The organism is Pseudomonas sp. Irchel s3a12, from assembly GCF_900187485.1.
In the GTDB taxonomy this organism is placed as follows: domain Bacteria; phylum Pseudomonadota; class Gammaproteobacteria; order Pseudomonadales; family Pseudomonadaceae; genus Aquipseudomonas; species Aquipseudomonas neuropathica.
On the sequence record NZ_FYDN01000001.1, the window covers coordinates 133,738 to 150,507 of the forward strand.

At 58.6% G+C, this 16,770-nt stretch carries 18 protein-coding genes and 1 pseudogene; 11 read left to right on the plus strand and 8 right to left on the minus strand.

All coding sequences use genetic code 11. From position 1 onward, the window contains the following. Positions 1-315: 315 nt before the first annotated feature. The 4 genes and pseudogenes from CKW14_RS30325 to CKW14_RS00690 all read left to right on the plus strand — a co-directional run. Positions 316-1,392: pseudogene (locus CKW14_RS30325) on the plus strand (methyl-accepting chemotaxis protein); the annotation flags it as partial. Between the two features lie 78 nt (positions 1,393-1,470). After that, complete coding sequence (locus CKW14_RS30330; protein ID WP_371857719.1) at positions 1,471-2,250, plus strand: methyl-accepting chemotaxis protein; 780 nt, start codon at positions 1,471-1,473, stop codon at positions 2,248-2,250. A 141-nt stretch (positions 2,251-2,391) separates the two neighbouring features. Next, positions 2,392-3,171, plus strand: a complete 780-nt coding sequence (locus tag CKW14_RS00685) for an EAL domain-containing protein (protein ID WP_095124390.1) — start codon at positions 2,392-2,394, stop codon at positions 3,169-3,171. Positions 3,172-3,347: 176 nt separating this feature from the next. Continuing rightward, on the plus strand, positions 3,348-3,560 hold the full coding sequence (locus tag CKW14_RS00690; RefSeq protein WP_038362448.1) for a hypothetical protein: 213 nt from the start codon (positions 3,348-3,350) through the stop codon (positions 3,558-3,560). Positions 3,561-3,563: 3 nt separating this feature from the next. On the opposite strand, the gene CKW14_RS00695 is transcribed toward CKW14_RS00690, so the two are convergent. The 7 genes from CKW14_RS00695 to CKW14_RS00725 form a co-directional block, all read right to left on the minus strand. Further along, positions 3,564-4,355 carry a transporter substrate-binding domain-containing protein gene (locus CKW14_RS00695; protein ID WP_176471233.1) on the minus strand — a complete coding sequence of 264 codons (792 nt, stop codon included), beginning with the start codon at positions 4,353-4,355 and terminating at the stop codon, positions 3,564-3,566. Between the two features lie 59 nt (positions 4,356-4,414). Then, the gene (gene copD, locus CKW14_RS00700) at positions 4,415-5,284 is read right to left on the minus strand and encodes a copper homeostasis membrane protein CopD (protein ID WP_095050548.1); all 870 of its coding nucleotides are present in this window, start codon (positions 5,282-5,284) and stop codon (positions 4,415-4,417) included. A 3-nt stretch (positions 5,285-5,287) separates the two neighbouring features. Next, complete coding sequence (gene copC / locus CKW14_RS00705; RefSeq protein WP_095124392.1) at positions 5,288-5,662, minus strand: copper homeostasis periplasmic binding protein CopC; 375 nt, start codon at positions 5,660-5,662, stop codon at positions 5,288-5,290. A 32-nt stretch (positions 5,663-5,694) separates the two neighbouring features. Then, positions 5,695-6,564, minus strand: coding sequence for a copper resistance protein B (locus CKW14_RS00710; protein WP_095124701.1), 870 nt, complete (start codon positions 6,562-6,564; stop codon positions 5,695-5,697). Positions 6,565-6,575: 11 nt separating this feature from the next. Beyond that, positions 6,576-8,273, minus strand: a complete 1,698-nt coding sequence (locus tag CKW14_RS00715) for a copper resistance system multicopper oxidase (protein WP_095124393.1) — start codon at positions 8,271-8,273, stop codon at positions 6,576-6,578. A gap of 73 nt (positions 8,274-8,346) precedes the next feature. Beyond that, positions 8,347-9,312, minus strand: a complete 966-nt coding sequence (locus CKW14_RS00720; protein WP_095124394.1) for a phospholipase D family protein — start codon at positions 9,310-9,312, stop codon at positions 8,347-8,349. A gap of 48 nt (positions 9,313-9,360) precedes the next feature. Further along, positions 9,361-9,831 (minus strand): hypothetical protein, encoded by a 471-nt coding sequence (locus CKW14_RS00725; RefSeq protein ID WP_095050551.1) that lies wholly within the window; start codon positions 9,829-9,831, stop codon positions 9,361-9,363. Positions 9,832-9,996: 165 nt separating this feature from the next. Between CKW14_RS00725 and CKW14_RS00730 the strand changes: the two genes are divergently transcribed. The 4 genes from CKW14_RS00730 to CKW14_RS00745 all read left to right on the plus strand — a co-directional run bounded on the left by CKW14_RS00730 (position 9,997) and on the right by CKW14_RS00745 (position 12,548). Then, complete coding sequence (locus CKW14_RS00730; protein ID WP_095050552.1) at positions 9,997-10,662, plus strand: ribonuclease T2; 666 nt, start codon at positions 9,997-9,999, stop codon at positions 10,660-10,662. Between the two features lie 135 nt (positions 10,663-10,797). Next, a complete protein-coding gene (locus tag CKW14_RS00735; protein ID WP_095124395.1) occupies positions 10,798-11,295 on the plus strand; it encodes a PAAR domain-containing protein in 498 nt (165 codons plus the stop codon). A gap of 3 nt (positions 11,296-11,298) precedes the next feature. Further along, complete coding sequence (locus tag CKW14_RS00740) at positions 11,299-12,027, plus strand: alpha/beta hydrolase (RefSeq protein WP_095124396.1); 729 nt, start codon at positions 11,299-11,301, stop codon at positions 12,025-12,027. Next, on the plus strand, positions 12,027-12,548 hold the full coding sequence (locus tag CKW14_RS00745; RefSeq protein WP_095050555.1) for a hypothetical protein: 522 nt from the start codon (positions 12,027-12,029) through the stop codon (positions 12,546-12,548). The genes CKW14_RS00740 and CKW14_RS00745 overlap by 1 nt, the downstream gene beginning before the upstream one ends. A 16-nt stretch (positions 12,549-12,564) precedes the next feature. Here the strand turns inward: CKW14_RS00745 and CKW14_RS00750 are convergent, their stop codons facing one another. Then, positions 12,565-13,422 carry a LysR substrate-binding domain-containing protein gene (locus CKW14_RS00750; RefSeq protein WP_095124397.1) on the minus strand — a complete coding sequence of 286 codons (858 nt, stop codon included), beginning with the start codon at positions 13,420-13,422 and terminating at the stop codon, positions 12,565-12,567. A gap of 109 nt (positions 13,423-13,531) precedes the next feature. Here CKW14_RS00750 and CKW14_RS00755 point away from each other — a divergent pair, with 109 nt between their 5' ends. The 3 genes from CKW14_RS00755 (at position 13,532) to CKW14_RS00765 (ending at position 16,770) form a co-directional block, all read left to right on the plus strand. Further along, positions 13,532-14,236 carry a haloacid dehalogenase type II gene (locus CKW14_RS00755; protein ID WP_095124398.1) on the plus strand — a complete coding sequence of 235 codons (705 nt, stop codon included), beginning with the start codon at positions 13,532-13,534 and terminating at the stop codon, positions 14,234-14,236. 12 nt (positions 14,237-14,248) lie between these two features. Beyond that, positions 14,249-15,049, plus strand: coding sequence for an aldolase (locus tag CKW14_RS00760; protein ID WP_095050558.1), 801 nt, complete (start codon positions 14,249-14,251; stop codon positions 15,047-15,049). 149 nt (positions 15,050-15,198) lie between these two features. Beyond that, positions 15,199-16,770 carry a diguanylate cyclase gene (locus CKW14_RS00765; RefSeq protein ID WP_095124399.1) on the plus strand — a complete coding sequence of 524 codons (1,572 nt, stop codon included), beginning with the start codon at positions 15,199-15,201 and terminating at the stop codon, positions 16,768-16,770.

Genomic DNA, 16,770 nt, shown 5'->3' on the forward strand with positions numbered 1-16,770 from the left:
GTTCAACGATTGTACAAAAATATAAAGTTGTACAAGTTTTCGCAAAATTACTAGCATCCCTCCAGACACCTTTGCTGAAACGATAAATCCAGCGTGCAGACCCTCTGTTTGCGACGTGACGGGTTTGTCTGCCGATGCTCGCGTCGGGTTTCTTCTCGACGCCTCAACAGCATCCGCATTTTGCATTTCCGGGACAGCTGGAGCGTCCCGTATTACGCCTTGGATGACGACCCCCGAATGTCTGGACGGTGACAGTGGTTACCGGAGATCAATTTTTTGTGCCTGGCGTTTCGCGTCAGGGCGTTGAGGCTGAATATGGCAGTAGCATCGAATTTCCTGGGTGACATCAAAGTTTCCCGCAAGTTGGGAACCGGCTTCGGCATTCTTCTGCTGGCCGTTTTGGCGGTTGCCTTCATTGGCTATAACAGCAACAGCGTGCTGGTTGATCGCTTGAGTACGACGCGTCTGATCGGCACGTTGAATGACGCGACGCAAGATATGCGTCTGTCTGAGAAACAGTACGAAGCCGCGGCTGACGCAGTGTTCGCCGAGTCCTATAACGCGCAGTTGAATGTCTTGCAGGGCCTGGTGAGCAAGGCGCTGGACACCTTGACCCGCGCTGAGAACCAGCAAGCCCTGAAGGCTTTGCAAGCCACGATTGTTGCCTACGACCAGAAGGTCAAACGGCTGATCGCTGCTGATCAGTCGACCACTGATGCTCTGAAACCGCTGACTGCGCTGTCGGACAAGTACGCGCAAACTTTTGCCGGCATGCTTGAAACCACCACGACCAATGCGCTGGCGTCTGCCGATGGCGAACGCGTTCGGGATCTGCGCACGCTGGCCGACTTGCGCAATGGCATGACCACGTTTCGCCTGATGTTGCGTCGTTACATTGCGGTGCCTAACGACGCGAACAAAAAACTGATGATGGAAACCATCGATACCTTCTTGAGTGATATCACCAAGGCGCGTAGCAACTTGCCGGCGACCCTGTCGAGTCAACTGGAAGATGCGCATGCCGGGATGCGTCGTTATCGCGAAGTATTGGTGGAAGTGGCCGGGCTGTTCGAGCAGAAACAGAACATGCGCGACCAGGTCGACCAGGAAAGCAAGGCGATGGACAAGATCATGAATGGCCTGATGGACACCCAGCAGCGCCTGGCGCGTGAAGATCAGCACTCAGCCTTTGTTCAGATCGCCGTATTGACCGTGTTGGCGCTGGTGATCGGGCTGTTTGCTTCGGTGGTCATCTCGCGCCAGATCACTGCACCGCTGGCGCTGACGGTTGAACTGGCTCGACGGATTGCCAAGGGCGATCTGACGGTACAGGCCAAATCAAACCGCAAAGACGAGTTGGGCGATCTGCAAAATGCGATGCAGGACATGGCGCAAAACCTGAACACACTGGTGCAAGGTATCGGCAATGGCGTGACGCATATTTCCACTTCTGCGGAAAAGCTCTCGGCCATGAGCGAGCAGACCAGCGCTGGCGTGCGTCAGCAAAAAAGCGAAGTGGATCAAGTCGCCACGGCGATGCACGAAATGGCCTCGACCGTGCAGGAAGTTGCGCGTAACACCACCGATGCCTCCGCTGCCGCGACCCTGGCCGATCAACAGGCGCGCCACGGCAGTACGGTGGTGAAGCAGGCGACGTTGCAGATCAGTGAACTCGCGGTGGCCATTGAAGAGTTGGGCGGCGCGATGAACGTGCTGTCTCAGGACAGTGAGCAGATCGGCAAAGTGATCGATGTCATCAAAGCCGTCGCCGAGCAGACCAATCTGCTCGCGTTGAACGCCGCAATCGAAGCCGCGCGGGCGGGAGAACAGGGGCGTGGGTTCGCCGTGGTGGCAGACGAAGTGCGCTCGCTGGCTCAACGCACGCAGGACTCGACCAAGGAAATCGAAGCGCTGATCGTCACCCTGCAACAAGGCGCGCAAGCGGCCTCGACACTGATGGCCTCCAGCCGCGAGCGCACCCTCGATACGGTGGTGTTGGCGCAGAAGGCCGAGCTGGCAATCACCGAGATCAACCAGTCCATCGGTACGATCCAGGAGATGAGCCTGCAAATCTCGGCCGCTGCCGAGCAGCAAAGTGCCGTGGCCGACGAAATCAATCGCAGCATCGTCAGCGTACGGGATGTGGCTGACCAGTCGGCGGTTGCCAGTGAGGAGAGTGCGGCTGCGACGGTCGAGTTGGCGTCACTGGGGCAGGACCTGCAGCGAATGACCGCGCATTTCCGCACCTGATCATTTGTATGTAGAGCACGCGGCGCCTTCAAATATTCAGGCGCCGTCGGGCTGCAGTTGTCGCCTGGTTTGCAGATGAGTCAGTCCTGCGGCTGTTTATTAACCGCCATGGAAGGTTACAACCCGTTATCAGAGGGTGTCATGACCGACTTTCCAAAATCATTCGCGTCTGCCGGAGGCTGCCAGGGCTGTAAGAGCAACGGCATGCCGGACATGGATTTTGCCTTCGCCTTTCAGCCCATTGTGGATCTGCGCGATCAAACGACGTTTGCCCACGAAGCGTTGGTTCGAGGCGTGAAGGGTGAAGGTGCCTTGTCTGTCCTGGAGCAGGTGGACGATCAAAACCGTTATCGATTCGATCAACTGTGTCGTGTGCGGGCGATTTCCACGGCGGCTGAGTTAGGGATGACGCAGTACCTGTCGATCAATTTTTTGCCGAATGCCGTTTACCGTCCAGAGATGTGTATTCGCAGCACGCTGGAAGCGGCGCGCACTTACGGCTTTCCGCTGGAGCGGCTGATCTTCGAAGCCGTGGAAGGCGAGCACGTTGAAAGCAACAAGCATTTGATGACTATCTTGCGTGAGTATCGCGAGTTTGGTTTCAAGACGGCGATCGACGACTTTGGCGCAGGCTATTCCGGCCTTAACTTGTTGGCGGATTTTCAACCGGACTTGATCAAGCTGGATATGGCGCTGATCCGCAATATTCACCGTGACCGAGTGCGCCAGATCATCGTGCGTAACGTGGTGAACATGTGCAGAGAGTTGGGCGTGGAGGTGATCGCCGAAGGCATAGAAGATGCCGAGGAACGAGATTTTCTCGCCGATTGCGGTATTTACTTGATGCAGGGTTACTGGTTCGCCAGGCCTGCCTTCAAATCATTGGCGCAGATCCCGACGAGTGCGTGGCTGAAGAGCTGATCGCTTTCAGCTCGCACTGATCCGCTCGATAACTTGGCTCAGCGCCGGACGTTTGTTGAGCCATTCAGCGTTGGTAATCTCCCTGGCGATGAGCAAAGTTTCATCTTGCCGGGTTCGGCGCAGGCCTAGGATGTTCAGACAAGATCGTCGCTGTTCATCCCGAGGGGAATCGTGCCATGCGCCTGAATGTCGTCAAAGTGCTGTTGATTGCTGCTGCAGTATCGGTGTTGAGTGCCTGTTCCGGCGCGGGTGGTTTGACCACCACCCGTTGTTTCTCCAGCGACTGTCAGTCGCCGGAGGGGCGCAACGCCAATACGTTGAAGTTCGGTGGCAACAGTATCGGCAGCAGTCTCAATCAGTACAGCTCCGGCATGCTGCATGACGATTAAGGATTACTGCGCGGCGGGTACGGCAATCCATTCGCTTAGCGTTTGCTGATATTTGCCGGTGACTTTGCTCAAGTGCAGCCACTGATCGACATACAGTTTCCAGCTGATGTCATCGCGCGGCAGCAGATAGGCCTTCTCGCCATATTGCATGTACTGATGCGGATTCACCGCGCACAACCCCGGTTTGAGTTTCTGCTGATACAGCGCTTCCGAGGCGTCGGTGATCATTACGTCGGCCTGGTTGTCGAGCAGTTGCTGGAAGATCGTCACATTGTCGTGCAGGGCCAGTTGCGCTTTGGGCAGGAAGGCGTGGACGAAGGCTTCGTTGGTGCCACCGGCAGGTTCGACCAGACGCACGTTGGGCTGGTTGATCTGCTCGATCGTCTGGTACTTGCTGACATCGGCGCAGCGCACCAGCGGGATCTTGCCGTCGGTGTCGAGGGTGTTGCTGAAGTAGGCTTTTTTCTGCCGTTCGAGCGTCACCGAGATGCCGCCCATGCCGATGTCGCATTTACCGGCCTGCATGTCCGGCATCAGGGTTTTCCAGCTGGTTTGCACCCATTGGACTTTGACCCCGAGGCTGTCGGCCAGCGAGCGGGCCATGGCGATGTCGATGCCTTCGAAATCGCCGTCGGGGCGTTTGAAAGTGTAGGGCTTGTAGTCGCCGGTGGTGCAGACGCGCAACTGGCCTTGTTGCTGGATGCTGTCGAGGTGCGAAGCGCTTGGTTCGGCGTGGGCGCCGGCGGCCACGGTCAGCAGGCCGCAGAGGATCATAGTGCTTTTTAGGGTTGTCATTGCGATCGGGGCTTCTGAGAAGGACGGTGGCCCAGTGTAGTGAAAGGCTTTCCCGGGTGTCACCCTGCTTCCGGGCTTAACGTGCCTAGCCACGCCACCAGCGCCACGATCAGCAATGCGATTGCCAGTTCAACGACAACGCTGCGTTTTAGCGCATTTGCCGCGATGACATATTGTCCATTGCGCAACGCTTGCGCCAACGCCGGACCAAGATGAAAGCGGTTCAACGCCGCCAACACCAACATCCCGGCAAACAGTAAAACCTTGATCGCGAGCAGCATCCCGTAAGTGCCGAGCAAGATTTCGTCCAGTCTCGCACCGACGATGAACAGGTAATTCACCACGCCGGTAATCGACAGCGTCAGCACAATCACTGCACCGATCCACTCAAAACGCCGAACCGCAAACGCCAGCGAACGAATGCGAGCTTCATCGACCGACCCCCGCGCCATCAACACCAGCGCCAGCATCGCACCCAGCCACGCGCCCGCCGCGAGCAGGTGCAGAATGTCGCTGAGAAAATGCCAGAACCGCAGTATTCCTTCGTCCATCGCCCCGTGTCCGCTCCAGGCCAAAGAGGCGAGGGCGATGGCGCCAGCCATCGATGCGAGCCACGCGCCCGGCCTGATCAACACCACGATCAGCGCGATAATCCGCACTGCCCACGCCAGCCCGACATCGGTTTCCAGCAGCATCATTTGCAGATGTGGCCACAGCGCCGCGAGCGCTGTTTCGCCACTCATGGCGCGGGTCATCAGCATCAATCCTGCCACTGACAACAACGCCCCGATCAATGCCATCCCGCGCAGCATCGGCCGAAACCGCAGCAGCGTCCCAGCACTGTACAGCGCAAACAACGCCAGCCCGAACAACAGCAGCAAATCCACATACAACGCAAACCGCAGCACGATGTTGATCAGTTCAGCCATTGCTCACTTCACTTTGAACGTGACGTTGCCGGTGATCGGGTGCGTATCGGAAGACACTGCGCGCCATTGGACTTGGTAGGTGCCGGCGGGCAGCGGCGCGAGCGGGGTGATCAGCATGCTTTTCGGATCGCTGCCGGCGCTGACTTTGGCTTTCATTGGCATCGGCGAATGGGCCATGCCGGGCATTTCGGTCATGACCAGTTTGGCGCCGGAGAATTTTGTCAGCAGGTTCTCGGAAAAATGCAGTTCGATCTTGCCGGGCGCGGCGCCGTCGGCACCTTCGGCGGGAGTCGACGAGAGCAGTTTCGGGTGGGCTTGAGCGAGGCTGCTGAGGAGCAAGCCGCTGGCGAGTACAAGGGTGATTTTCAAGGTGCGCATGCAAGACCTCTGGAGTGTTTTTTAATGGAAATTCAGAACCACATCCGCACGCCAAGCACGAGGCGCGCTTCGCTGCGCTTCTCGCCTTCTTCGCGGGCGTAATCGGCGGTGTTGCCGTAGGTGCGGTTCCACGTCACGCCGATGTACGGCGCAAATTCGCGGCGGATTTCATAACGCAAACGCAGGCCGGCTTCAGTGTTGGCAAGCCCGGAACCGATACCCCATTGCGCATCGTTTTTGCCGTAGATGTTGAGTTCAGCGGTGGGCTGCAGGATCAGGCGGTTGGTCAGCAGAATGTCGTAGTCACCCTCGAACCGCAGCGCGCTCTTGCCACCTTCACCGATAAACGCAGTGGCCTCGGCTTCGAAGTTGTACAGCGCCATGCCCTGCACACCGAATGCAGCCCAAGTCTGCGGCGCGCCGGGTTTGAAGTCCTGACGCACGCCGCTGACCACGTCCCACCACGGCGAAATCGCATGGCCCCAGAGTGCTTGAATCTCTGCGTCTTCGGTCTTGCCGTTGCTGCGCTCGCCTTCGGAGCGCAGCCACAGACGATCGATGTCGCCACCGATCCAGCCGGACAGATCCCAGGCCAACGCGCTGCCGTCATCGGCGTCCTGCCATTCGAGTTTGTCGGCGAGGAAGTACGTGTTGATCGCGCTGTCGTGGACTTTATGGCCGCCGGGGCTGGTAAATACGGCGGCGCGGTCGGCGTCGGTCAACTGCGGGATCGGCGTGCGACTTTCCGTCGGGGCGGCGGGCTGCATCCTGCCGTCGTCCATGCTTTGCATCGCGGAATGATCCATGCCGGACATCTGGCTGTGATCCATGCCCGGCATGTCGCCGGCGGCCATCGCCGAGCTGCCGACCAGCAGCAAAGAAAACGCGGTGAGTCGAGTCATCAGCGGCCCCTTCATGCTTCCACCCGCACTTCGCGGAACATGCCCGTTTCCATGTGGTACAGGAGATGGCAGTGATAGGCCCAGCGACCGAGTGCGTCGGCGGTGACGCGGTAGGTGCGGCGCGTGCCGGGCGGCATGTCGATGGTGTGTTTGCGCACCTGGAAGTCGCCGTTTTCGTCTTCCAGATCGCTCCACATGCCGTGCAGGTGAATCGGGTGGGTCATCATCGTGTCGTTGACCAGCAACAGGCGGATGCGCTCGCCGTACTTCAGCCGCAAGGGCTTGGCGTCGGAGAACTTGATGCCGTTGTACGACCAGGCGAATTTCTCCATGTGCCCGGTCAGGTGCAGTTCGATTGTGCGGCTCGGGTCGCGGCCATCCGGGTCTTCGAAGGTGCTGCGCAGGTCGGCGTAGGTCAGCACGCGACGGCCGTTGTTGCGCAGGCCGAGGCCGGGGTCGTTGAGTTTGGGCGCGGTGGTCATGGCTTGCATGTCGACCAGAGGATTGTTTTTTTCGCTGTCAGGATGGGATTGCATCGGGCCCATCGCCGAGTGATCCATGGTGCTCATGTCCATCGAGCCGTGATCCATGCCGCCCATGCCCATGTCGTCGATGGTCACCAGTGGGCGCGGGTCCAGACCCGGTACGGGCGCAGATAACCCGGCGCGAGTGGCGAGCGTGCCACGGGCATAACCGCTGCGATCCATGGCCTGGGCAAACAGGGTGTATGCCTCGGCGTCCGGCTCGACGATGACGTCGTAAGTCTCGGCCACGGCGATGCGCAGTTCATCGACGCTGATCGGTCTGACGTGCAAGCCGTCCGCCGCGACCAGGGTCATTTTCAGTCCGGGAACGCGCACGTCGAAGTAGGTCATGGCCGAGCCGTTGATCAGGCGCAGACGCAGTTTTTCCCCGGGGCGGAACAGGCCGGTCCAGTTCGAATCGGGCGCGTGGCCATTCATCAGGAAGGTGTAGGTGGTGCCACTGACGTCGGCAATGTCGGTGGGATTCATGTTCATTTCCGCCCACATCTTGCGATCGGCCACGGTGGCGCCCCAGCCTTTTTCGCTGACGTCCTCGATGAAATCGCCGACGGTGCGCTTGTGGAAGTTGTAGTAATCGGATTGTTTTTTCAGGGTTTTCAGCAGACTGGCCGGATCTTCGTCGGTCCAGTCGCTAAGCATCACCACGAACTCGCGGTCGTACTGGAACGGCTCAGGGTCTTTGGCGTCGATCACCAGCGGGCCGTAAACGCCGGCCTGTTCCTGCAACCCGGAATGGCTGTGATACCAGTAGGTGCCGTTCTGCCGCACCTTGAATTGATAGACGTACACGCCACCTGGTTCGATGCCGTGAAAGCTCAGGCCCGGCACGCCGTCCATGTTCGCCGGCAGCAGAATGCCGTGCCAGTGAATCGAGGTGCTGGCGCTGAGCCGGTTGCGCACCCGCAGCGTCACGGTGTCGCCTTCGCGCCAGCGCAGCAAAGGGCCGGGCAGGCTGCCGTTGATGGTCATCGCCGTGCGTGGGCTGCCAGTGAAGTTGACCGGGGTTTCGCCGATGAACAGCTCGAAGTTGCTGCCGCTCAGTTCATGCAGTTGACCGGGCGCATTGAGCGCCCAGACCGGCGTGCGCCACAGGCCCAGGCCACCGAGCAGACTGCTGGCGGCGAGGCCTTTGACGAAGGTGCGTCGTGATGGGTTGGAAGGCATGTGCTGGAAATCCCCGTTTAACTCATGACGGGGAGGCTAACCAGCGCCAGCTTTCAGTTGGCTGAGGCGGGGATTACAGTTTTGACAGGTTTAACGCGGCAAACGTCCCGAGATCCATGCACATTCCACCCTCGGACTTCCAGTTGGCAGTGCTCGCTTTGGCTTTGTGTAACAGCGGTAGCCATTCGTGCAGCGCTCCCAGGTTGTTTTTGTAGCCCGGGATATGACTGGCGCTCACATACTGCATGAACTCGGCTTGCCCGGTAGCCGAGTAGAAGACTGGCTCATTGGCGCCGTCCTCTTCTGCAAAGCAGAACTGCTCGCCATCGTGATAGAAGCTGATGAAGTGTGCATGCTGCGGGATATCGCTCCAGCTCTCCCAGCCAAATGCCGGTTGCCCTTGTTCCGTCGACTTCTGCGCCAGAGCCTTTTTGCCTTTGGTGGACATATCGTGAATGTCGATAGTGACAAACCAGCGTTCCGAGCCGAAAGCTTCAGGGTTTTTCAGGGCCGCCGCGATCAGCGAGTCTGGCTGTGTGTCTTGCGCCTGCCGGAATTTTTGCCGGGCTGTCCAGGCCGCTTCGATTTGTTTGAAGTAGGCACTGTCGACATCGATGGCATCCGACTCAGACCAGCGTTCAGCGAACCAGCGTTTTGCGTCCTGTATCGCTACGGTATCGTCCGTCAGGATGCCGAGTTCAATCCAGTGATTGGCTGCTTGACCTTCAATGCCCAAGCCATTGGCTGACGCGTTGGCGCTTCCCACGATCATTTCGTTTTCGCCAATGTAAGCCTTGGCATGGAGTCGAGGGAGGCTGCGAATGTTCGCTGGATGCAGTTGGAGCAGTTGCCTGACCACTGCGGGGTTGGTCGCCCCTGCAGACAAGTCGAGGAGAATGCGGACGTCTCCACGGCGTTGATCCAGACCCAGTTCCGTTATGGCGCGCTCGCCCCAAAAGGCGACGGCAATGTCCAATGAACCTTTGACTTCGCGCGCCCATTGAGCGAGTTGTTGCTGGTTTTGAATCAGTCGTGTCATCAGTACAACTCTAAGAGGTTAATAGAAGGTCTGCCGGGGCTGTCGATCCTAGAGGCCAAGCCCTTCCTGCACGACCTGCAGCAAGTTGTTTTCGGTCAGGGCGATGGCATCCAATTCCTGCCCGGTTTCGACGGTTTGCAACCACCAGTGGCTTTCGTGGTGTTCATCGACGGTTCGCAACAGATAAGTGTTTCTTTCCGGCAGGGTAATCTGCACCCGCCCGGCGCCATCCTCGGTAAACCGCGCAATGGGATCGAATGTCAGGCTTCGATCATTGGCCTCGATCACCAGTTGATCAATTGCGTAGTCATGCGCCTCACCATCCGGTGAAGTTTCGCAAACATGCGTAGGATTTCGCCGAATCTTCAGTCCTACTTCGGTGACGGGCTGCAACCACGCCTCAATGCGGTGGTACAAGTCATACACCTGAGCAGGCCAGCAATCGATTTCCAGTGCCGCATCCGCGTGGGTATGCCGGGTTTGCTTGAGTTTGGCGGCGAGTTCGTCTGCTTTACTCATTTTGGTTCCCTAGGTTTGGTGGCTGCCTGTTAATCGTAGACCTTTCAAAGGCGTACGGCTTTGCCTTGCGTCATGCGCTTGCAACACAAGCGTGGCGAAATCAGCGCTGGCCAAGTCGGTCAGGATCGAAAACCATGGACGCAGGCGTCCCAAAGGAGTGGGTATATGAAAAAGCTGTTTACAATTTTGGCGGTGATTGCGCTGACGGCCGGTAGCATCGGTTTGAGTTCGGCGCGCCAATCACAGTCCAGCAAGGCCCAGGCAGAATCGGTGGCGGGGGTGTTTGATTACTACCTGCTGGCGCTGTCCTGGTCGCCAACCTTCTGTTTGACGCACAAAGACGACTCACAGTGCACGGGCAAGGGCTATGGGTTCGTGCTGCACGGTTTGTGGCCGCAATACGCCAAGGGTGGCTGGCCGCAATCCTGTCCGCCGTTGACCACCTTGAATGCGGCGGAAACCAGCAAAGGCCTGACACTTTTCCCGACCAAAAAACTGCTCGACCACGAATGGTCCAAACACGGCACTTGCAGCGGCCTCGGCGCAATGGGTTATCTCGATGAATCGGACAAAGCCGTTGGCGCGGTGAAAATCCCGCAGGAACTGCAACCGTTCAGCTCCTCGTATTACTTCGAGGCGCAGGAAATCGCTGACCTGTTCCGTAAGGCCAACCCGGGGATTCCGGCGGATGGCATCGCGGTCATTTGCAGCGGCCCGGAACTGTCGGAAGTGCGCGTGTGCATGGGCAAGGATCTGCAGTTCGGTGCGTGTGGCAAGGGTGTGAAAACCCAGTGCCGCGCGGGGGATATTCGGGTGCCGCCGGCGCGCTAAGCTGAGCGGTTTCCACGTATCAAAAAGGCGCCCGATCGGGCGCCTTTTTTGGTCTGAAGGTTTGAAGCCCCCGGCGAAGTCCCGCATGCTTGCGCCCCCGAAAGGATGACCTCGTTACATTGCAAGGAGCTGTTCATGAGCGGAAAACCCGCCGCCCGCGTCACCGATCCAACCGCCTGCCCATTGCCGGGACATGGCACCCATCCCATTGTCAGTGGCTCCCCGAATGTGAATTTCGACGGCTTGGCGGCTGCGCGGATGACTGACAAATCCGCCTGCGGCAGCCCGATTACCGGTGCTGTTGCGTCGACGGTGTTCATCAATGGTTTGAACGCCGCGACACTGGACAGCACCGGTGGTCACGGCAATGTCGTCATCGGCGGCTCCGGCACGGTCATCATCGGTGACACGGTGACTGCGGCGCCCTTCAGTGGCTTGTTGCCGATGCCGGTGCATTTCACTGACAGGTTGAAACTGGTCAATGACGTAACCGGTGAGCCCATGCCTGATCATCCTTACGTTATTCAGCGCGCTGACGGACGTCTGGAACATGGGGTGTCTGACGCCAACGGATTTACTCACCAAGTCAGCTCGCACCTGCCTGAAACCATCAAGTTGTTTTTGGAGGAGTGAGGCATGGCTGCTGAAACGATAACGTGCGCGAAGGGCAACAATTACAAGCTTCACAAGGAACATGCGCTGACGGACAAGAAGGATGTCAGTGACAAGCCTGTGCCGGTGGAGAGTACCAAGGCGATTGTGGTTTTTATCGGAGGTGCGGGAGATAAGGAGAGTTATTATTTTTCTGGGCCTTATGAAAACATCCAGGATGCACGACGTGCATTTGATAGGCGCACTGAGACATTAAAGGGAGAAGGAAAATATAAATCGGAATGGTTGGGTTACAACGAAGTCAGAGGAAAGCAGGACATTCAACGGCACGTGCTAAGCCTTATTCCGTATAAAAGCTGTCCCGTCTATATCGTGGGCCATAGCCTCGGCGGCTGGAATGGTGCGCACCTGTCCAGAATAATGTCGGATTGGGGTTACAGGGTTCAGATGCTGATCACCCTGGATCCTGTGGGTGAAGGGGCTCTGGTTTGGCTGGGCTCAGACATTTATCGCGAACGTCCCGCGCCAGTTTCGGTTGATTGGATCAATATCAAGGCAACACCTTCCAAGAGAGACCCATCAGACGGAGTCGCGGACTTCGGGGAAAAATGGATTATCTCCTGCGGACCGTCACTTAACGTAAATGTCGACACGAATCATGCTAACGCTCTGGGATTGCTAAACGCCCCAATCGCTGATGGTAAGTCTGCAAGTGACTTGCTGTTTGACTCAATCATGAAGGAGTTTTCGTGATGTTCAGGTTTTTCCTTTGCGTGGTTCTCGCTGTCTGTTCGGGATGTGCAAAGGACCATTTACAGCCTCCGGCAAATTTGAGTTATGTGTCCGTAGATAGGTCGAGTCCCCTTTTATATGTCATCAAATATCAATCCGATGTGGATGTTTTGAACCTGTTTGGCCGAGGCGAAAGGCAAGGGATGGCTTCGGGGACATTGAGATGCGCGTTAGCGGATGACCACGATTTTTCGGTTGGCAAAGCTATTCAGTTTTCTGCAGTGGGGCTGGTAGATTCTGATGTGCGCGAAAACGGCAACTCCAAATTCTCCTTTTCGACCAGTACATTTATCACTGAAACCTCCAGCAACCGAAGTACGGAGAGGGATCTGTCAGCGGCAGAACTGAACCAACTCCTCTCCAACAAACAACAAATCCCCTGCAAAGTCGTCGTCACCGCCTACGGCTACAAACCCTACTACTCAAACACCATGAACATTCCCGTCGCGGACCTCCTACGGGAAATCAACAAACCCCAATGATAAAAACGGGGGGATTTCAGGCAAATCCCCCCGCATCCACCCCCAACTCCCCACGCAAAAACTCCACCAGACCGCGCTGCAACCCGCTCAACACACCGTCCCGACTAACCAACGCCAACTCCGTCGACGCCAGTTCCGGCAGATCCGTACACACCTGATGCTCAGGCAACACCGCCGACACTGGCAGCACTGACACCCCCAACCCTGAGGCCACTGCCGCTTGAATCCCGGTCAGGCTGTGGCTGCCGAACGCCACACGCCACGGTCGCTGGGCAACATCGAGCAAACGAATGGCGCGCTGCCGATACAGGCAGCCCTGCGGAAACAACGCCAACGGCAACACGCCAGTGGACGAATCAAACTCCGCACCTTTGACCCACACCAGCCGCTCCGGCCAGGTCGCCCACGCCGGGCCGCTGTCGGGTTCGCGTTTGATCAGGGCGATGTCGATGTCGCCGGCATCGAGGCGCTGGCGCAGATCGAGGCTCATGCCGCTGAGGGTTTCCAGCCGTGCTTGCGGATGGCTGCGGGTGAAGCCGGCAAGGATCAGCGCCATGCGCCGCGCGTCGAAGTCTTCCGGCATGCCGATACGCAGGATTTCCAGGTCGAGGTCGCTGGCCAGCGCCTCGCTGGCTTCAGCGGACAGCGCCAGCAAACGCCGCGCATAGTGGATCAGCAGTTCGCCGTGTTCGGTGACGGCGACATTCAGCCCGGTACGGTCGCGCAGCAGCAAAGCGTGGCCGACCAGCTCTTCGAGTTTGCGCACCTGCTGGCTGACCGTCGATTGGGTGCGGTGCACGCGATCGGCGGCGCGGGTGAAGCTGCCTTCGTCGACCACGCAGACAAAGGTTTTCAGCAGTTCCAGATCCAGCATGGCAGTGCTCTCGATAGTGGTTATTCAACTGACGATTGGCTATTTATTTAATTTCACACTATCACCGGGCGCTCTTAAGCTGAAGTCCTCACTCCGGAGGATTCGACCAATGACACTCATCCACACACCGCGCCCGCAGTGGCTGACCTTCGATTGCTACGGCACGTTGATTCAATGGGACGAAGGCCTCAAAGCCGTCGTCGGGGAAATTCTCAGCGAGAAGGGCGAGCATCAGATCGATGTCGGGCAGCTGATCGACGTCTATGACCGCCACGAACATCGCCTCGAACAGACCCCGCCGCACCGTTCGTTCCGCGAGCTAAGCACCCTCGGCCTGCAATTGGCCCTGGAAGAATTGGGCCTGCCCAGCCTGCCCGAAGACAGCCAGCGTCTGGCCGCCGCGATCCCGAAAATGCCGCCGTTTGCCGAGGTGATCGAGACCCTGCGTGAATTGAAAACCATGGGTTTCAAACTGTGCATCGTCTCCAACACCGACGACGACATCATTGCCGGCAACGTCGCGCAACTCGACGGCTACATCGACCGGGTGATCACCGCGCAACAGGCCGGTGCCTACAAGCCGGCGCCACGGCTCTTCGACTACGCTCATGAGCAATTGGGCGTCAGCCGCGCAGCGGTGGTGCACATCTGCGCGAGCCCCATGCTCGACCACACGGCGGCGCGGGACATGGGTTTTCGTTGTGTATGGATCGATCGCGGTACCGGTCGCCAGTTGCTGCCGGACTATCGCCCCGACGCCATCCTCAACCGCCTCGATCAAGTGTTGCCGCTGTTCAAATCCCTCGGTTGGTAACGGAGAAACGTCATGGCTCACACCCTGGCCGCCAGTGCGCAGGCTGCACGTTTGACAGCGCTGAACCTCGACACAGAAGCGATCATCACCGCACGCACCGAGCTGGCGGCATGCTTTCAATTGGCCGCGTTGCATGGCCTGGAGGAGGGCATCTGCAATCATTTTTCGGCGATGGTGCCGGGGCATGACGATCTGTTTCTGGTCAATCCCTATGGCTATGCCTTCGCCGAAGTCACCGCGCAGAATCTGCTGGTTTGCGACTTCGACGGCAATGTGGTTGAAGGCGAAGGCCATCCGGAAGCCACGGCGTTCTATATCCACGCGCGCCTGCACAAACAACTGCCGCGAGTGAAAGTCGCGTTCCACACCCACATGCCTCACGCCACGGCGTTGTGCCTGCTGCAAGGGCCGCCGCTTTTGTGGCTGGGGCAGACCGCGCTGAAGTTCTATGGGCGCACGGCGGTAGACGAGGATTACAACGGTCTGGCGCTGGACGCGTCAGAAGGCGACCGCATCGCCAGTGTCATGGGCGATGCTGACATTCTGTTCCTGAAAAACCACGGTGTGATCGTTGCCGCGCCGACCATCGCCGAAGCCTGGGACGACCTCTATTACCTGGAGCGCGCCGCGCAGGTGCAGCTGCTGGCGATGGCCACGCAACGGGAGCTGAAACCGGTGCCCCACGCCATTGCACAGCGGGCTTATGAGCAGATGCGTGAGGGCGATGCGCAAAGTGCGCGGGCGCATCTGCACAGTGCGATGCGGCGCCTGGCCCTTCATAACAGACTAACCCTAAAGAGGCATCGAAAATAAATCTGCGAACAGCGATCATCCAAATTCGCTGCGCGCCGATATACCTGGGCGGGAGCGGGGCGTTTGCCCCGTAGATTCCGGTGGGCTACGCTCACAAACATAAGGGTTTCCCTGCTGGCGCCCTTGTCGTACCTGCCCAGGACTTGCTTTTGCCTATCCCCATTCACGATCCACATCAGGCCCCCGGAGGCACCCTTAAACGCCTGCCGCTACGCAAAGCGGCTGTGCTGTTTATCGTTGCGGTGGGGTTGTGCTTGTCCGGTTTGCTGTACCTGCAACTGGAGCAGTCGCGACGCCAGGATCTGGCGGTGGCAAAAGTCGCGTCGAGCAACCTGACCCGGGCGATGGCCCAGCAGGCCGAGGACACCTTCCTGGCTGCCGATCTGGTGATGACGAGCCTGGTCGACTGGATTCAGGAGGACGGTTACGGCGCCGCGCAGAAGCCGCGTCTGCAGAGAACCTTCGCCCGGCGCGTGCAGCAACTCGATCAGCTGCACGGCATGTTCCTGTTCGATCGTGATGGGCAGTGGGTGATTACCTCGTTTACTGATCTGCCCCGTGGCAATGGCGTGGCGGACCGCGAGTATTTCAAATTCCACCAACAGAACGCTTCGACGCTGGCGCACATCGGCCCGGCGATTCGCAGCCGCGAGAACGGCGAGTGGATCATCCCGATTTCCAAACGCGTCAATGATCACGCCGGCAATTTTCAGGGTGTGTTGCTGGCCGGGATCAAGATGTCGTACTTCGACCGCTTCTTCGAAAGCTTCAGCCTCGATGACCAAGGCATCATGTTTCTTGGCTTGAGCGACGGCACTTTGCTTGCCCGCCGTCCGTTTGATGAGAGCCTGATTGGCACGTCGCTGGCGCAAGGACGGATTTATCGCACGTTGCTGCCCGAGGCGGCGGCCGGCACGGCGATGATCAATTCGGTGGTCGATGGTGTTGTGCGTTTGTACGGTTATCGACGCTTGTCGGCGTATCCGTTGGTGGTGTCGTCTGCGACCTCGCGCGACACGATTCTCAAGGGCTGGTACGAGCGTGCGTTCCAGTCGAGTGTGATTGTCGCGCTGGTGATTCTCGGCGTCGGCCTGTTTGGCTGGGTGTTCATTCACCAAGTGCGCGACGGCGAACGGATCGAAAAAAACCTGCGCAAGGCCCAGCGCGCACTGGAGCAGATTGCGACCCACGACAGCCTGACCGGATTGGCCAATCGACGTTTGTTCGAGCGTTCGCTGGAGATCGAATTTGCCCGGGGCGCGCGGCAGGTCAGTCCGGTCAGCCTGATCATGCTCGATATCGATTTCTTCAAACGCTACAACGACGCCTATGGCCACGTCGCCGGGGATCACTGTCTGACCCAGGTTGCTCAGGTGCTGCGGGCGTGCTGTCAGCGCAAATCCGATCTGGCAGTACGTTACGGTGGCGAGGAGTTTGCGGTGCTGTTGCCGGACACCGACATCAACGGCGCGCTAGCAATTGCCGGGCAGGTTCGGCGCAGCGTGATCGACAAGCACATCACCCATAGCGGCTCGCCGACCGGTTATCTGACGGTGAGTCTGGGCTGCTATTCATTTATCCCGAGCGGCAATGACAGCCTGGAAGTGTTTATCCAACGCGCCGATGCGGCGCTGTATCAGGCGAAAAATGCCGGGCGCAATCGCGCAGCGGTGTTATCGCTGGATAGCGGCCTGGCCGAATTGATGCGCTCCGATCGCTGA

What these genes read in the sequence shown, in the direction of transcription:
- CKW14_RS30330 (WP_371857719.1), top strand. Translation starts at nt 1,471, where the DNA reads ATGAGCGAGCAGACCAGCGCTGGCGTGCGTCAGCAAAAAAGCGAAGTG.
- CKW14_RS00685 (WP_095124390.1), top strand. Translation starts at nt 2,392, where the DNA reads ATGACCGACTTTCCAAAATCATTCGCGTCTGCCGGAGGCTGCCAGGGC.
- CKW14_RS00690 (WP_038362448.1), top strand. Translation starts at nt 3,348, where the DNA reads ATGCGCCTGAATGTCGTCAAAGTGCTGTTGATTGCTGCTGCAGTATCG.
- CKW14_RS00695 (WP_176471233.1), bottom strand. Translation starts at nt 4,355, where the DNA reads ATGACAACCCTAAAAAGCACTATGATCCTCTGCGGCCTGCTGACCGTG.
- copD (WP_095050548.1), bottom strand. Translation starts at nt 5,284, where the DNA reads ATGGCTGAACTGATCAACATCGTGCTGCGGTTTGCGTTGTATGTGGAT.
- copC (WP_095124392.1), bottom strand. Translation starts at nt 5,662, where the DNA reads ATGCGCACCTTGAAAATCACCCTTGTACTCGCCAGCGGCTTGCTCCTC.
- CKW14_RS00710 (WP_095124701.1), bottom strand. Translation starts at nt 6,564, where the DNA reads ATGACTCGACTCACCGCGTTTTCTTTGCTGCTGGTCGGCAGCTCGGCG.
- CKW14_RS00715 (WP_095124393.1), bottom strand. Translation starts at nt 8,273, where the DNA reads ATGCCTTCCAACCCATCACGACGCACCTTCGTCAAAGGCCTCGCCGCC.
- CKW14_RS00720 (WP_095124394.1), bottom strand. Translation starts at nt 9,312, where the DNA reads ATGACACGACTGATTCAAAACCAGCAACAACTCGCTCAATGGGCGCGC.
- CKW14_RS00725 (WP_095050551.1), bottom strand. Translation starts at nt 9,831, where the DNA reads ATGAGTAAAGCAGACGAACTCGCCGCCAAACTCAAGCAAACCCGGCAT.
- CKW14_RS00730 (WP_095050552.1), top strand. Translation starts at nt 9,997, where the DNA reads ATGAAAAAGCTGTTTACAATTTTGGCGGTGATTGCGCTGACGGCCGGT.
- CKW14_RS00735 (WP_095124395.1), top strand. Translation starts at nt 10,798, where the DNA reads ATGAGCGGAAAACCCGCCGCCCGCGTCACCGATCCAACCGCCTGCCCA.
- CKW14_RS00740 (WP_095124396.1), top strand. Translation starts at nt 11,299, where the DNA reads ATGGCTGCTGAAACGATAACGTGCGCGAAGGGCAACAATTACAAGCTT.
- CKW14_RS00745 (WP_095050555.1), top strand. Translation starts at nt 12,027, where the DNA reads ATGTTCAGGTTTTTCCTTTGCGTGGTTCTCGCTGTCTGTTCGGGATGT.
- CKW14_RS00750 (WP_095124397.1), bottom strand. Translation starts at nt 13,422, where the DNA reads ATGCTGGATCTGGAACTGCTGAAAACCTTTGTCTGCGTGGTCGACGAA.
- CKW14_RS00755 (WP_095124398.1), top strand. Translation starts at nt 13,532, where the DNA reads ATGACACTCATCCACACACCGCGCCCGCAGTGGCTGACCTTCGATTGC.
- CKW14_RS00760 (WP_095050558.1), top strand. Translation starts at nt 14,249, where the DNA reads ATGGCTCACACCCTGGCCGCCAGTGCGCAGGCTGCACGTTTGACAGCG.